Source organism: Muricoccus vinaceus (assembly GCF_042433125.1).
GTDB lineage: Bacteria > Pseudomonadota > Alphaproteobacteria > Acetobacterales > Acetobacteraceae > Roseomonas > Roseomonas vinacea.
Genome location: NZ_JBHLVZ010000002.1, coordinates 845479 through 860206, shown reverse-complemented (window position 1 = coordinate 860206; position 14728 = coordinate 845479). Strand labels below are relative to the sequence as shown.

15 protein-coding genes are annotated in these 14728 nt (G+C 72.4%); 9 read left to right on the top strand and 6 right to left on the bottom strand.

Features of this window, described 5'->3' with window-relative positions; genetic code table 11:
• Position 1: 1 nt before the first annotated feature.
• Genes ACFFIC_RS05865 through ACFFIC_RS05850 form a run of 4 tightly spaced genes read right to left on the bottom strand, consistent with a single transcriptional unit; the run spans position 2 to position 4731 of the window.
• Positions 2 to 376: a phage tail fiber protein gene (locus ACFFIC_RS05865; protein ID WP_377049200.1), complete on the bottom strand. Its 375-nt coding sequence runs from the start codon at positions 374 to 376 to the stop codon at positions 2 to 4.
• 13 nt (positions 377 to 389) lie between these two features.
• Positions 390 to 1616 carry a phage head spike fiber domain-containing protein gene (locus ACFFIC_RS05860; protein ID WP_377049199.1) on the bottom strand — a complete coding sequence of 409 codons (1227 nt, stop codon included), beginning with the start codon at positions 1614 to 1616 and terminating at the stop codon, positions 390 to 392.
• Positions 1616 to 4024, bottom strand: a complete 2409-nt coding sequence (locus ACFFIC_RS05855) for a glycosyl hydrolase family 28-related protein (protein ID WP_377049198.1) — start codon at positions 4022 to 4024, stop codon at positions 1616 to 1618. Before ACFFIC_RS05855 ends, ACFFIC_RS05860 begins: the two co-directional genes overlap by 1 nt.
• A 59-nt stretch (positions 4025 to 4083) precedes the next feature.
• A complete protein-coding gene (locus tag ACFFIC_RS05850; RefSeq protein WP_377049197.1) occupies positions 4084 to 4731 on the bottom strand; it encodes a hypothetical protein in 648 nt (215 codons plus the stop codon).
• A 238-nt stretch (positions 4732 to 4969) separates the two neighbouring features.
• Between ACFFIC_RS05850 and ACFFIC_RS05845 the strand changes: the two genes are divergently transcribed.
• The 5 genes from ACFFIC_RS05845 to ACFFIC_RS05825 all read left to right on the top strand — a co-directional run bounded on the left by ACFFIC_RS05845 (position 4970) and on the right by ACFFIC_RS05825 (position 10022).
• Positions 4970 to 6064, top strand: coding sequence for an extracellular solute-binding protein (locus ACFFIC_RS05845; RefSeq protein ID WP_377049196.1), 1095 nt, complete (start codon positions 4970 to 4972; stop codon positions 6062 to 6064).
• Entirely contained in the window at positions 6061 to 7110 is a 1050-nt protein-coding gene (locus ACFFIC_RS05840; RefSeq protein ID WP_377049195.1) for an ABC transporter ATP-binding protein, read from the top strand. The genes ACFFIC_RS05845 and ACFFIC_RS05840 overlap by 4 nt, the downstream gene beginning before the upstream one ends.
• A complete protein-coding gene (locus ACFFIC_RS05835) occupies positions 7107 to 7943 on the top strand; it encodes an ABC transporter permease (protein ID WP_377049194.1) in 837 nt (278 codons plus the stop codon). The genes ACFFIC_RS05840 and ACFFIC_RS05835 overlap by 4 nt, the downstream gene beginning before the upstream one ends.
• Positions 7940 to 8728: an ABC transporter permease gene (locus ACFFIC_RS05830; protein ID WP_377049193.1), complete on the top strand. Its 789-nt coding sequence runs from the start codon at positions 7940 to 7942 to the stop codon at positions 8726 to 8728. Before ACFFIC_RS05835 ends, ACFFIC_RS05830 begins: the two co-directional genes overlap by 4 nt.
• Positions 8729 to 8819: 91 nt before the next feature.
• Positions 8820 to 10022 carry a pyridoxal phosphate-dependent aminotransferase gene (locus tag ACFFIC_RS05825; RefSeq protein WP_377049192.1) on the top strand — a complete coding sequence of 401 codons (1203 nt, stop codon included), beginning with the start codon at positions 8820 to 8822 and terminating at the stop codon, positions 10020 to 10022.
• A gap of 42 nt (positions 10023 to 10064) precedes the next feature.
• On the opposite strand, the gene ACFFIC_RS05820 is transcribed toward ACFFIC_RS05825, so the two are convergent.
• Positions 10065 to 10538 (bottom strand): cupin domain-containing protein, encoded by a 474-nt coding sequence (locus ACFFIC_RS05820; protein ID WP_377049191.1) that lies wholly within the window; start codon positions 10536 to 10538, stop codon positions 10065 to 10067.
• Positions 10539 to 10649: 111 nt separating this feature from the next.
• On the opposite strand from ACFFIC_RS05820, the gene ACFFIC_RS05815 reads away from it, so the two are divergent.
• From ACFFIC_RS05815 to ACFFIC_RS05800, 4 genes are all read left to right on the top strand, one after another.
• Positions 10650 to 11537, top strand: a complete 888-nt coding sequence (locus tag ACFFIC_RS05815) for a LysR family transcriptional regulator (protein ID WP_377049190.1) — start codon at positions 10650 to 10652, stop codon at positions 11535 to 11537.
• An 86-nt stretch (positions 11538 to 11623) separates the two neighbouring features.
• Positions 11624 to 12826, top strand: a complete 1203-nt coding sequence (locus ACFFIC_RS05810) for a pyridoxal phosphate-dependent aminotransferase (RefSeq protein ID WP_377049189.1) — start codon at positions 11624 to 11626, stop codon at positions 12824 to 12826.
• Positions 12823 to 13821: a GNAT family N-acetyltransferase gene (locus tag ACFFIC_RS05805; RefSeq protein WP_377049188.1), complete on the top strand. Its 999-nt coding sequence runs from the start codon at positions 12823 to 12825 to the stop codon at positions 13819 to 13821. The genes ACFFIC_RS05810 and ACFFIC_RS05805 overlap by 4 nt, the downstream gene beginning before the upstream one ends.
• On the top strand, positions 13821 to 14330 hold the full coding sequence (locus tag ACFFIC_RS05800) for a DinB family protein (RefSeq protein WP_377049187.1): 510 nt from the start codon (positions 13821 to 13823) through the stop codon (positions 14328 to 14330). Before ACFFIC_RS05805 ends, ACFFIC_RS05800 begins: the two co-directional genes overlap by 1 nt.
• Here the strand turns inward: ACFFIC_RS05800 and ACFFIC_RS05795 are convergent.
• Positions 14327 to 14707 carry a VOC family protein gene (locus tag ACFFIC_RS05795; RefSeq protein WP_377049186.1) on the bottom strand — a complete coding sequence of 127 codons (381 nt, stop codon included), beginning with the start codon at positions 14705 to 14707 and terminating at the stop codon, positions 14327 to 14329. The genes ACFFIC_RS05800 and ACFFIC_RS05795 overlap by 4 nt on opposite strands.
• Between the last annotated feature and the right edge of the window lie 21 nt (positions 14708 to 14728).

Below are 14728 nucleotides of genomic sequence, written 5' to 3'. Positions count from 1 at the left end.
CTCAGGTCGGGTTCACCACCAGGCTCTCGGCGGGCACCGTCACCGTGCCCGTCCCCGTCATGGCCACGGGGGAGGCGAGGGGGGAGACCAGCAGCGGGTTCCCGCCCGAGGCGGCGTCGTAGAGCCCCACATGCGTCAGCGTGCCGGCCGAGGCCGAGAAGACGAAGCGCAGCGCCTCCGCGTTGCGCTGGATGCCCGTGCCGGTGAAGGTCACGCGCTGGCGGACATAGCCGTTGCCCGCCGGTTCGCCGGCCAGCCCCGCCGCCGCGGTGCCGCCGGTGCCGAGCGCGGCATAGACGGCCGAGGGAAGGCTGGGCGCGCGGGCGCAGACGGCGCGCGCCAGCAGGTTGCGTGCGTAGTCGGTCAGGTCGGACATGGGTGTCTCCCGTTCAGTTGGACGTGAGGGCCTGCAGGGCGGCGTCGGGCAGGCGCGTGGCATGGAGGTCGAGGGGACCGGCCTCGCCGAAGGCGGCACGGCCGAGGCCCGCCGAGGCGTGGCCGATCAGCAGCCGGGACAGCCCGGCCGGCAGGGTGCCCGAGGACTGCACCGCGCCTCCGCCGAGGCAGGCCGAGACCCCGGCGGCGTTCCAGCCGATCGCGGCACGGAAGGCCGTGCCCGGCACCATGCTTCCGGCGGCCAGCGTCGCGAGCGTGCTCCCGCCCGAGGCCACCAGGGCCTGCACGGCGTTGCCGCCACCGGCATTCTGCAGCACGAGGCGGTTGGTGTCCGTTCCGTCATCGAGCTGCAACAGCCCCTGGTCCAGGCCGGCCGGCGCGGATTGCGGCAGCAGGAAGGTGCCCACCAGCGTTCCCTGCGGGGGCAGGGCACAGCTCGGCACGTCGGCGGCCCGCGCCGTGACGGCGGGCGCGCCGGCCGCGGGCAGGATCGGCGAGGAGGCGAAGGCACCCCACTCGATTTGCGGGCAGGCGATCCGCAGCGTGAAGTTGACGGCCGCCCCCGGGGCGAAGCTGAAGGACAGGTAGTGCTGCATGGCGGTCGCGCCGGCTCCCGCCGTGACGGTGCTGCCGAAGCGCGTGAGTGCGCCCGACAGGCTGGCCAGCACGTTCTGGCTCGCCGTGCCCGTGCCGCCCGAGGTCACGTTGCGGTTGTTCACGGAGGACAGGTTGGCGAGGCTTCCGCCCACCAGCGCCAGATAGACGCTGTGCGTGACCTGCTGGCCGGCGGTGACGGCCAGGCTCGCCGTGTCGAAGGAAAAGGCGGCGCTGGTCCCGGAGGTGGTCCCGGTGAAGGCGAGGTCGAGGTAGGGAAGGCCGCTGGCCGTCCCCGTTCCCGCGACGGTCGCGGTCAGGCCGCCGGAGGAGAAGTTCCCCCAGAAGCCCGGCAGCGCCGAGGAGCCGGCGCCGCCCACCGTCGCCCCTTCCGCGCGCGGGTTGCGGATGGCGTTGGTGCGCGCGCCCTCCACCAGCAGCCGCCGCGCCGATCCCTGGAAGCGGGCGGTCCCGGCGGCCGCCATCAGGAAGGTGGCGTCGTCCGCGCCGCGGCCGCTGGCGGCGGAGGCGCGTGCGAAGCCGAGCGAGAACAGCATGGCCCCCGCGCCGAGGAGGCGGACCGGTCCGCCCCCCAGCGCGAGGATGACGGGTGTGGTCCCGATCATCAGGGGGCCCCCGCGCCGGTCAGGTGGCAGAGCTTCGTGGTCCCGCCGTCGGGCGAGTAGACGATCAGGCTGGCAACGCCCCCCGCGCGGATCCTGGTGTAGCCGTCGGCGTTCGCGATGGCGGCGGAGAAGCCCGTGAGAGCAACCGCGAGATCCGTGCCCGAGCGGTTCACCACGAGGCAGGAGAAGCCGTTCCCCGTGCTCGCCCAGTCCAGCGACAGGCTCGTGCCGGAATTGGCCACCAGCATCCGTGCGTTGTGCGTGGCGAACACCAGCGGCGTCGCGGCCGCCAGCGCCACGACCGGCATGGCGCGCTGCGTGAAGCTGTTGTCCACGTAGTTCCGCGTGGCCGCCTGCATGGCCGATGCCGGATCGGCCGGCAGGGTCAGCGGCCCGGAAAGGGTGACGGCGCCGGATGAGGCGACCCGCAGCCGCTCGGCCAGCACGCCGGCCGCGCGCGTCTCCACCACGATGGCCCCGGCCTCGGCCCCCGCCGTCACGCCCTCGGCGATCGCGCCGATGCGCCCGAAGGTCACCTCGGCCGCGCCGCTGTTCAGGCCGTTCGCATCGAGGTTGAAGAGGCGGTCATTGGCCACGGGCGCGGCGGAGAGACGCCGCAGGCGCAGCGACATCGGCTGTGTCATGCCGCTGCCGCCGAAGTTGATGGCGGCATTGGGGTTCAGGCTGGCATCGCCGGAAAGGAACACATCCGTGCCCGTCACGCTGAGGGAGGCGGCGGCCGTGTCGGCGCTGCCGTGCAGGCGCAGCATCGCGCCCGCGCCGGTGCTGCGCCGGTGCACCGCCACCACGCCGTCGCTGCGGGCGGAAACGCGCGTCTCCACCGCGCCCGCTGCCGAGATCGCCGCCAGCTCCGACTGCCCGCCGATCGCGCGGCTGATGCCCACGCCCGACGCCATCCGGCTGCCCGAGACCTGCAGCTTCTGCAGCGCGGCCGGGCTCTGCCCCGTGAAGCTCGCGCTCTTGAGGTCGCAGCCCAGGATCTGCAGGCTGTCCGCGTTGTCGGCGAGATAGACGGCGCCGTAGATGTCGCAGCCCATCAGCACCAGCCCGCCGTCCAGCAGCTCCACCGAGCGGCCGGAGCCCGAGGGCATCATCACGCCGGAGATGGTGTTCTGGTCGGCCGACTGCACGTCCACCACCAGCGCGCGGCCCTTGCTGGACCAGAAGCCGCCGAACCACTTGTTGCGGTTGGCCTGGCCCGAGATCTGCACGCCGACGGTGGCGGGATCGACCACCATGCCGTCCAGGCCGCAGTTCACGAACTGCGCGGAATGGGTCAGGTCGTCCAGGTGCCAACTGATGTCGTGGCCGAAGTCGAAGCAGTTGACGAAGTTCGGCATGTCGGCGTCATAGATGTGGAAGCCCTTGCCGCGCCGGTGGTTCGGCATCGGGTTCACTGTGCCGCCGCTGGTATAGGCGCCGGAGAAGACGCTGCCCGACAGGTCCAGCGTGGTGGCGCCTGGCACCGCGGCCACGGTGAAGCGCCCGTTCGCCGCGCCGACCCCGCCGACGCCGCCGACCACCACGACATCCCCCGCGCGCAGCTCGTGCGCGGCGGACAGCGTGAGCCGCACCAGGCCCGCGCCGTTGTTCGCGCAGCCCGACACCGTGAAGGAAGCGGAGGAGAAGCTGCGCCCGGTGGTGTGGAGCGGGTGCCAGTTGATGCGCTCGCTGTGCGCGATGTCGTAGGACTTGCCGAGATAAAGGCCGTTGGTGCAGTCGCCGATCACGTCCAGGATGCGGGTGCGGCTGGCGCCGTTGCTGTGGATGCCCCAGTTGAAGCCGATGATCAGCAGCCCGCGCACGGCGGCATCGGTGGCGTTGGTGGCGCTGCTGCCCGTGGTTCCGTCGCCGATGCTGATCGCCGTGCCGGAGAAGGCAGCGACCCCGTCGAGCGCGTCCCGCAGGGTGGCGGGCGCGACCAGCCCCTTGCGCAGGACGGCGACCCCTTCCAGGCACGCGTTGCGGCGCAGGCGTATGGTGCGGAGGGGGTTCAGCAGCACGCAATAGGGCAGGGCGGTGTAGTCGTTGTTCACCCGCCAGCCACCGGGATCGGTGCTGCCGCGCAGGGTGACGTTGGCGGGAATGACGATGTCCGCGCTGTCCACGAGGTATCGGCGCGGGCCGAACATCACCACCCCGCCGCCGGCGGCGGAAGCCGCGTTCAGTGCGGCCTGGATGGCGGCGGCGTCATCGGTGGTGCCGTTGCCCTCCGCGCCGAAGTCGCGGACGTGCAGCGGCCGGTCGGCGTGCACGGCGGCGCGAAGCTGGCCGAAGGTGGCGCGCCGCGTCTCGGGCGAGGTGCCGATCCCCTGCACGAAGGGCGTGATGTCCATGTCGTGGAGGGTGGAGACGGCCGGAAGTTCGCTGATCCTGGTATCGGGCATCGGGGCGGGGGGCTCCGTTGAAAAGGGGCGGCGGGGGCGTCGGGAAAGGAAGCGGCGCGCTACAGGACGACCCGGCTGCCGGTTTCGAGCAGCAGGCCCACCCCGCTCTCGATGAGAAGGGCGAAGGCCGACAGCACGACGAAGGAGGGGGAGATCTGCGCCACCAGCGAGTCCGACGCGTCCTCCACCTTCACCCGGTAGCCGTTGCCGGGCGCGGGCGCGGCAAAGGTCGCGCTGGCGGCGCCGGCCGCGACGGGCACGCTGGACGGGCCGAGGATGGGATTGCCGGCCGCATCCAGCACGCTGAAGCGCAGCGTGGCGGTGGCGCCGGAGGCGCTGGCCTGGACCGTGAAGCTCTGCCCCGTGGTGATGCCGCTGGGCATGGCGCCCAGCGTCACGCCGCGTGCCACCGCGCTGGCGGCAAGGTCCGCCCCGAGGTTGAGCGAGCCCGCGCCGGTGAGGCGGAGCGGCGCGGAGGAAGCATCCACGACGATGCCGTTGCCCACCTCGCCATTGCCGCGCACCGGCAGGATGGCGGTGGCGTCGCCCGCCTGCACCACCACCATGTGCCCGGGCAGCAGCCCGCCCGCCGTGCCGAAATAGCCCGGCGACAGCACGGTGGCCCGGCTGTCCGGGGTCTTGTAGAGCCAGAGCGTGAAGCCGTCGGCCGCGATCAGCGGAATCAGGTTGCTGGCGATAAGGGACATGCGGGCATGGCTCCTGCGGGGCGGACACGAAAAACCCCGCGCCGGCAGGGCCGGGCGGGGGCGGAGGAGGGATGGGGGTGAGAGGCCGGGCGCAGATGTCCCGTTGGCGGATGGGGGATTACAGGACGTTCAACCTCGTGTCAAGAAATAATTCCTTTTGCGCGCAAAATGCCCCGGGCTTGCGTCCGGCCCGCATGCCCATAACCTGCGGGACAACGGCCCCCTCCTGCGAGACGGCATGACCCTTCTGCGCGCCCTTTTCCTGCTCCTCGCACTCGCCGCGCCCGTGCCCGCGCCCGCGCAGCAGCCGGTGCTGAACGTCTACAACTGGACCGACTACATCGATCCCCAGGCGATCGAGGGCTTCCAGCGCGAAACCGGCATCCGCGTGCGCTACGACGTGTTCGACAGCCTGGAAACGCTGGAGGGCAAGCTTTCCGCGGGGCGATCCGGATACGACGTCATCGTGCCCACCAGCGAGCCCAGCTTCGCCCGCCTGGCCCGCGCCGGCGCGCTGCGCCCGCTGGACCGTGCCGCCATCCCCAACTGGTCGGGCCAGGACCCCGCGCTGCTGGCGCAGGTGGCGTCCAGCGACCCCGGCAACCGCTTCGGCGCCATCTATCTCTGGGGCACCATCGGCATGGGCCTGCGCCCCGACCGCATCCGCGCCCTGGCCCCCGACGCCCCGCTCGACAGCCTCGACCTGATCCTCAGGCCAGAGAACGCCAGCCGCATCGCCCGCTGCGGCATCGCCATCATGGACAGCGGCATCGACATCATCCCCAGCGTCCTCCGCTGGCTGGGCAAGGACCCCAACAGCGCCGACGCCGCCGACCAGCGCGCGGCCGAGGCGGCGCTGCTGGCCATCCGCCCGCATGTGCGCGCCATCATCCCCTCCTCGGCCATCACCGATGCGCTGGCGCAGGGCGAATACTGCGCCGTGCTCACCTATTCCGGCGACGTCGTGCAGGCCCGCACCCGCGCCGAGACCGCCGGGCGCGACTCCGGCCTCACCTACGCCCAGCCGCGTCAGGGCGCGCAGGTCTGGTTCGACATGCTGGCCATCCCCGCCGACGCCCCGAACCCCGAGGCCGCGCAACGCTTCATCGACTACATGCTGCGCCCCGAGGTGATCGCGGGCGTCACCAACCAGGTGCGCTACCCCAACGCCGTCCCCGCCTCCCGCCAGCACCTGAGGCCGGAGGTCGTGGCCGACCCCAACGTTTATCCCTCGCCCGAGGCCGTCGCCCGCGCCTTCACCGTCGCCGCGCCGGGCCCGGCGGCGGAGCGCGCCCGTGCCCGCTCCTGGTCCCGCTTCAAGGCCGGCCGTTGACCCCACGCCTTTCCCTCCGCGCCGTCACCCGCCGCTTCGGCGGCGTGGCCGCGCTCGACGGCGTCTCGCTGGACGTCGCCCCCGGCGAGTTCCTGGCCCTGCTGGGCGGCTCCGGTTCCGGCAAGTCCACCCTGCTGCGCGTGGTGGCCGGCTTCGAGCAGCCCGATTCCGGCACGGTCGCGCTGGACGGCGCCGACCTCGCCGGCGTGCCCCCGCACCGCCGCCCCGTGAACATGATGTTCCAGTCCTACGCGCTCTTTCCGCACATGAGCGTCGCCGCGAACATCGCCTACGGCCTGAAGCGCGAGGGCCGCCCCCGCGCCGAGATCGCGGACCGCGTCGCCCAGGCGATCGCCATGCTGCGCCTCGACGGCATGGAATCCCGCCGCCCCGATGCCCTGTCCGGCGGCCAGCGCCAGCGCGTCGCCCTCGCCCGCGCCCTGGTGAAGCGCCCCCGCCTCCTGCTGCTCGACGAACCCCTCGGTGCCCTCGATGCCAACCTCCGGGAGCGCACGGGCTTCGAGCTTCGCGCCATCCAGCGCGAAAGCGGCGCCGCCTTCGTCATGGTCACCCACGACCAGGCCGAGGCCCTGGCGCTCGCCGACCGCGTGGCCGTGATGGACCGCGGCCGGATCGTGCAGGTCGCCCCCCCGCGCGAGGTCTATGAGCGCCCCGCCACCCGCTTCGTGGCCGGCTTCCTCGGCGCCGCCAACATCCTGTCGGGCACCCGCACCGCCGGTGGCGCGCTCGACTGCCCGGAGGCGGGCTGCACCCTCCGCGCGGCCACCCCCATCCCGGAGGGCCTCGCCGCCGTGGCACTCCGCCCCGAGCGCATCCGCATCGCCCCCGCCACCGGCGACAACACCGCCGTCGGCACCATCGAGGAGGCCGCCTTCCGTGGCGAAAGCAGCCTCATCCTCGTCCGCCTCTCCGGCGGCGCCCTGATCCGCGTCTCCCACGCCGAGGAGGACGGCGCCCCCCCCGCGCGCGGCACAGCGGTCCGCCTGGCCTGGGACGCCGAAGCCGTGATCCCGCTCGCCGAATGAAGGCCCTTCTCCGCCTCGTCCCCGCCGCCTGGCTCATGCTCCTGGTGGCCGGCCCCCTGGTGCTGGTGGCCGTCATGGCCTTGTCGTGGCAGGCCGAGGGCGTGCCCCCCTACAGCCCGCCCTGGGCCGGGGAGGGGGCCAACCCCGAGAACCTCCGCCTGCTGGCCGAGGACCCGCACTACCGCGACGCCCTCGCCCAGTCCCTGGTTGTCGCCGCCCTCACCGCCGGCCTCTGCCTGCTGCTCGCCACCCCCATGGGCATCGCCATCGCCCGCGCCGGCCGCGCCCGCAACGCGCTGCTCGGCGCCGTGCTGCTGCCCTTCTGGACCGGCTTCCTCATCCGCATCGGCGCCTGGATCGGCCTGCTGCGGGACGAGGGCTGGATCAACTCGACCCTGCGCGCCCTCGGCTGGATCGAGCAGCCCCTGCCGCTGCTCTACTCGGACGGCGCCATGCTGCTCGGCATGGTCCACGCCTACCTGCCCTTCGCCGTCCTTCCGATCTTCGCCGCCGCCACGCGGCTGGACCCGGTGCTGGAACAGGCCGCCGCGGATCTCGGCTCCACCCCGGGCCACGCCTTCCTTTCCATCACCCTGCCGCAACTCCTCCCCGCCCTGGCCGCCGCCTTCCTCCTCGTCTTCATCCCGGCGGCCGGCGAATACGTCATCCCCGAGCTCCTCGGCCCCGCCGACGCCACGCTCGTCGGCCGCGTGCTGTTCCAGGAATTCTTCCAGAACCGCGACTGGCCCGTCGCCTCCGCGCTCGCGCTCGCGCTTCTCGCCCTGCTGATCGGCCCCATCATCCTCTTCCAGCGCCTGGGCCGCTCCGCATGATCCCCCGCTGGCTGCGCGCGGCCATGTGGGCCGGCATCGCCTTCCTCTGGCTGCCCGTGGCGCTGCTCGTCGCCTACGCCTTCTCCGCCGATCCCGTCCCCTTCCGCTGGGGTGGCTTCTCCACGCGCTGGTTCGCGGCGCTGGCGGCCAACGACCGCCTGCTGGAGGCCGCCTGGCTCTCACTCCGCGTCGCCGCCGGCGCCGCCACCCTCGCCGTCCTCCTCGGCGGCGCCACCGGCTGGGTCCTCGCCCGCCACGGCCCCTTCGCCGGCCGCGCGGCCTTCGGTGCCCTGGCCGGCGCCCCCCTGGTCCTGCCCGAGGTCGTCACCGGCCTCTCCCTCCTCCTCTTCTTCGTCGCGCTGGAAGGCGCCACGGGCTGGCCGGAGGGCCGCGGCGCCCTCACCGTCCTCCTCGCCCATGCCACGCTCGGCACCGCCTATGTCGCCGTCGTCGTCCAGTCCCGCCTCGCCTCGGGCGAGCGCGACCTGGAGGAAGCCGCGCGCGACCTCGGCGCCGGCCCGGCCACCGCCTTCGCCACCATCACCCTGCCCTTGATGGTCCCGGCCCTGGCCGCCGGCTGGCTCCTCGCCTTCACCCTCTCGCTGGACGACGTGGTGCTCGCCTCCTTCGTCTCCGGCCCCGCCGGCACCACCCTGCCGGTGGCCCTCTTCTCCATGCTCCGCCTGGGCATGACGCCGGAGGTGAACGCGCTCGCCACCCTCCTTCTCGCCGCCGCGGGGGTGGCGCTCGCCGCCATCGGCTGGTTGTTGCGGCCGCGCGACTGAAAATCGGAACAGGAATGCGCCGATCGGCGGTTCCGCCGGGCGCGCGGGCGCATTAGGGTCCGCCGCGTTTTCAACTCGAAGTCCGAGACAGATGACCCTCACCGCCGAGCGCCTGAACAAGATCTCCCCCTCCCAGACCATCGCCATCTCCACCAAGGCGCGGGAGATGAAGGCGGCGGGGCGGGACATCATCAGCCTCTCGGCCGGCGAGCCCGATTTCGAGACCCCGCGCAACGTGAAGGACGCGGCCATCCGCGCGATCGAGGCCGGCGAGACCCGCTACACCGACGTTTCCGGCACCAAGGCCATGCGCCAGGCCGCCGCCGACAAGTTCCGGCGCGACCACGGCGTGGACTACAAGGTGGAGGAGATCGTCGTCTCCACCGGCGGCAAGCAGGTCATCTTCAACGCCATGGTCGCGACGCTCGACAAGGGCGACGAGGTCATCATCCCCGCCCCCTGCTGGGTCTCCTACCCCGACATCGTGGCACTCGCCGACGGCACGCCCGTGATCGTCGAGGCCGGGCCGAACCAGGGCTTCAAGATCACCGCCGACCAGCTTGAGGCCGCGATCACCCCGCGCACCAAGTGGTTCATGCTGAACAACCCCTGCAACCCCACGGGCGCGGCCTACACGGCGGAGGAACTGAAGTCCCTCACCGACGTGCTCCTGCGCCATCCCAACGTCTGGGTCTTCACCGACGATATCTACGAGAAGCTCGTCTACAACGGCTTCACGTTCGCGACCGTTGTCGAGGTGGAGCCGAAGCTGCGCGACCGCACCGTCACGATGAACGGCCTGTCCAAGGCCTATGCCATGACGGGCTGGCGCCTGGGCTATGCCGGCGCCCCGGCGGCGCTGGCCAAGGCGATGGACAAGCTGCAGAGCCAGTCCACCTCCAACACCTCCTCCATCACCCAGGCTGCCGGCGTCGAGGCGCTGAACGGCCCGCAGGACACGGTGGAGACGATGCGCCAGGCCTTCGAGCGCCGCCGCGACCTCGTGGTGTCCATGCTGAACCAGGCGCCGGGCATCCACTGCAACACGCCCGAGGGCGCCTTCTACGTCTTCCCCTCCGTCACCGGCTGCCTCGGCAAGACCACCAAGGGCGGGAAGGTGCTGAAGACCGACGAGGATTTCGTCCTCGCCCTGCTGGAGGAGGAGGGCGTCGCCACCGTCCACGGCTCGGCCTTCCTCTTCCCCGGCTACATGCGCATCTCCTACGCGGCCGCCGACGACCAGCTGAAGGCCGCCTGCGAGCGCATCCAGCGCTTCTGCCAGGGCCTGCACTGAGGCCGCGCCGGGAAAGGCCGCTGCGGCCTTTCCCGCTTCCGCTCAGCCCATGCTGACGCCGTGGCGCGCGCAGATCGCCACGATCTCCGGCGGCGTCAGGCCGCCGGGCGCCGCCCGTGCCGCCCGGTCGAAGTGGCGGAACATCTCCAGGCTCTGCACGCCGGGGCAGGCCATCACCAGAAAGCGCACGACCGCCGCCGTGGCGTTGCGGAAGCCATGGCGCGAGCCCGCAGGCAGCGTGGCACTCCCTCCGGCACCAAGCCGCGTCTCCGCCGTGCCGTCGAACACTGTCAGCTCCCCCTCCAGCACGTAGAACACCTCCTCGTCTTCCGCATGGACGTGCGGCGGCACGCCGAAGCCCGGTGGCACGAGGTGCTCGCCCAGGAAGAAGCCGGACAGGCGCGGCTCCGCCTTGACCACCATGGCGGCGCCGAACACGTCCAATGCCTCGCCGTCCCCCGCCGCCAGCCGGCCCACCGGCCTCGGCTGCTGGCCCACCGCATCCAACATCGCCATCTCCCTTTCCTGGTGCGGGCTCCATCCCGCGCCGGCAGGGTGCGGCACGGTGCGCGCGCATGGCAGCACCCGGTTCTGGACAGCCCGTTCGCCCCGGCGAACAATGCTCCCATGCGGGCCTTCCTTGGAATCGAAGCCTTCGCCCGGGTGGTGGAGACCGGCAGCATCACCGCCGCCGCCGAGCGCCTGCAAACGGCCAAGTCTTCGGTCAGCGAGACGGTCCGCGCCCTTGAGGACCGTCTCGGCGTCCGCCTGCTGGACCGCGGCGCGCGCAAGGTGCAGCCCACCGAGGCTGGCCGGGCCTTCTACGCGCGCTGTCTCCTGCTGCTGCGGGAGGAGGAGGCCGCGAGGCTGGAGGCCCAGGCCCTGGGGGAAGCCCCGGCCGGCCGCCTGCGGATCGCGGCGCCGGAATGCTTCACCGCGCGCCACCTCATGCCCGGCCTCGCCGCCTTCCTGGCCCGCCACCCAGCCATTGAAATCGACCTGGTCGAGTCCGCCGGCGCCGTCCGCCTGGTCGAGGACGGTTTCGATCTCGCAATCCGCGTGGCCGAGGCCCCGGCGCCCGGGCTCGTGGTCCGCCGCCTGGCGACGTCACGGGTCGTGATCGTGGCCTCGCCCGCTTACCTCGCCCAGCACGGCTTCCCGGCCGCGCCGCAGGACGTCGCGCGCCATCGCTGCATCGGCTTCGCCCCGCTGTCCTGGCGCGACACCTGGCGCCTGGGCGCGGAAGCCGTGCCGGTGCGTCCGGTGCTGCTGACCGACAACGCCGAATCACTCCGCGCCGCCGCCCTGGCCGGCATCGGCATCGCCGCGATTCCCGATTGGGCAGTGGCCGATGCCCTGGCCTCGGGTGCCCTGCGATACGTCCTGCCCGGTTGCGAGACGCCGGCCAGCGGCATCTTCGCGGTTTATCCCACCAACCGCCTGATGGTGCCCAAGGTTCGCGCCTTCACCGACCATGTGGCCGCCATGCTGCGCGAGCGCGGCCTGCCGCCCTGACGCCGGGGTTGGCGCGATGGCCCCCTGGCCCTAGTTTCCGCCCCCTAAAGCATGGCCCATGCCGGGCCCAGACTGGAACGCATCCCATGCCCGCCCTCGCCCAGAGGCTGCAGGAGATCACCCTCTCCGGCTCCTCCCGCATGTCCATCCGCGCGCGGGAGTTGCGCGAGGCCGGCCACAAGGTCATCAGCCTCACCATCGGCGAGCCCGACTTCGCCACCCCACCCCACGCCATCGAGGCCGCCCACGAGGCCGCGCTCGCCGGCAGGACCAAGTACCCGCCCAATGACGGCTGGCCCGAGCTGAAGGAAGCCGTGCAGCGCAAGTTTCGTCGCGAGAACGGCCTCGACTACGCGCTCGACGAGATCATGATCGGCAACGGCGGCAAGCAGGTCATCCTGGACGGCATCCTCGCCACCGTGGATGCGGGCGACGAAATCGTCATCCCCACGCCCTTCTGGTCCGCCTATGCCGATATCGGCAAGCTCGCCGGCGGCAAGCCCGTGCTGGTTCCCTGCCCGCAGAACAATGGCTTCAAGCTGCGCCCCGAGGACCTCGACGCCGCCATCACGCCCCGCACGAAATGGGTCGTGCTGAACTTCCCCAACAACCCCTCCGGCGCGGCGCTGACGCGCGACGAGGTGGCCGCGCTCGCCGCCGTGCTGATGCGCCACCCCCATGTCTGGGTGATGTCGGACGAGATGTACGAGCACATCTCCTACGTCGAGACCGGCTTCCACAGCATCGCCGCCGTCGAGCCCGGCCTGCGCGACCGCGTGCTCACCGTCAGCGGCGCCTCCAAGACCTATGCCATGACCGGCTGGCGCGTCGGCTTCTGCGGCGGCCCGCGCGCGCTCATCAAGGCCATGACCAACATGCAGAGCCAGACGACGAATGGCATCGCCACCGTCGCCCAGGCCGCCACCATCGCCGCCCTCGACGGCCCGCAGGATCAGGTGGAGGAGCGCCGCGCCCTCTACCGCGCCCGCCGCGACCTCGTGGTGGAGATGCTGAACCAGGCGCCGGGCCTGCAGTGCCACCGCCCGGAGGGCGCCTTCTACGTCTATCCCAGCGTCGCCGGCCTCCTCGGCCGCACCACCGCCGGCGGCCGCCGCCTGGAAACCGACGAGGACGTCGCCATGGCCTTGCTGGAGGAGAACCACGTCGCCACCGTCTCCGGCACCGCCTATGCGATGAGCCCCTATATCCGCCTCTCCTACGCGACGGACACGGAAACGCTCCGCGAGGCCTGCTCGCGCATCCAGTCCTTCTGCCAGGCCCTGTCGTGACCCCCGCCATCCGCCGGGGCAAGGATGCCGACGCGGATGGCTTCATCCGCCTGATCGGCGACGCCTGGGCCGAATACCCCAACTGCGTCCTCGACGTGGACGCCGAGGTCCCCGAGCTCCGGGCGCTGGCCACCCATTTCGACAAGGTGGGGGGCGCCCTCTGGGCCGCCGAGACGGACGGAACCATCGTCGGCATGGTCGCCACCCGCCCGCTGCGCGACGACGACGAGGCCTGGGAGATCGGCCGCATGTACGTCGCGAAATCCGCCCGCGGCACCGGCCTCGCCCATGCCCTGCTGGATCGCGCCGAGGCCCATGCCGTCGCCCACGGCGCCAAGCGCATGATCCTCTGGACCGACACCCGCTTCGAGGCCGCGCACCGCTTCTACGAGAAGCGCGGCTACGTCCGCGCCGGCTCCATCCGGATCCTCGACGACATCTCCAACTCCCTCGAGTTCCGCTACGCCAAGCCCGCGACCGGCGTGGTGGTGGAGGTGCTGGACGCCGCCGCCGCGGCCAGCGCCGAGCGCCGCCTGGCCGAGATCCTCGTCGCCTGCGTCGCGGCCGGCGCCTCCGTCTCCTACCTGCCGCCCCTCTCACCGGAGGTCGCCCGCGCCTTCTGGCGCGGCGTCTCGGCGGACGTGGCCACCGGCGCCAAGGTCCTGCTCGGCGCCTGGTGCGACGGCCAGCTCGCCGGCACCGTGCAGCTCGTCCTCGCCCAGCAACCCAACGCCCCGCACCGGGCCGAGGTCGCGAAGGTGCTGGTGGACCCCGCCTTCCGCCGCCGCGGCATCGGCCGCGCCCTCATCCGCCGCGCCGAGCAGACCGCCCGCGGCACCGGCCGCAGCCTCCTCGTGCTGGACACCGAGGCCGGTGGCCCCGCCGAGCGCCTCTACCGCGCCCTCGGCTGGCAGGAGACCGGCCGCGTGCCCGGCTACGCGCTCGGCCACGACCGCAAGCCCCTGGACACGGTCTTCTTCTGGAAGCGGCCCTGATGATCACGCCAGGCTGGTGCCGGATGATGGCGGCCTACAACGCGGAGATGAATCGCCGCCTTTTTGCCGCGGCCGCCCGCCTGCCGGATGCGGCACGGCGCGAGAACCGCCGCGCCTTCTTCGGCAGCCTCCACGGCACGCTGAACCACCTTCTCTGGGGCGACATGCAGTGGATGTCGCGCTTCGACGGCGGCGAGAAGCCCCCGGTCGGCGGCGGCCAGGCCAGCACCGGCCTGGAGCCCGACTTCGACGCCCTGGCCAGCAAGCGCGTGGCCATGGACGCCCGCATCACCGAGTGGACAGGCCGCCTCTCACCCGAATGGCTGGCCGGCGATCTCACCTGGTACAGCGGCGCCGCCGGGCGCGAGGTCACGCGCCCCCGCGCCCTGCTGGCGGCGCACCTCTTCAACCACCAGACCCATCATCGCGGCCAGGCCCACGCCCTGCTGACCGCCGCCGGCGAGGACACCGGCGACACCGACCTCTTCCTCGTGCTGGACGACGCCTAGCTCCGCTGGAGCAGCTCCACCCGCACGTTCTCCGGCCCTTCGACGAAGGCGATCCGCGTGCCCGGCCGCACATCGTTCGGCTCCATCACCACGCGCACGCCCTTGGCCCGCATTTCCTCGATGATCGCGTCAATGCCGCTCACGGCCACCGCCAGGTGTTCGATCCCCAGGAAAGGCGCAGGCGGATTGCCCGGCGTGGAGGCGGGCACCCGGTCGATGAAGATGTCGACGCCGCCGAGGTCGAGCATCACCCGAAGGCTCGAAGGCCCCTCGTTCCGCCCCTTCTGCGTGCAGTCGAAGTGCTCCACGAACCAGGCCGCCGTCGCGTCCGGATCGGGGCTGCGCAGGTGCACGTGGTCGAAGGCGAAGCGGCTCATGGCGTTTCCTCAGCGAAGGCT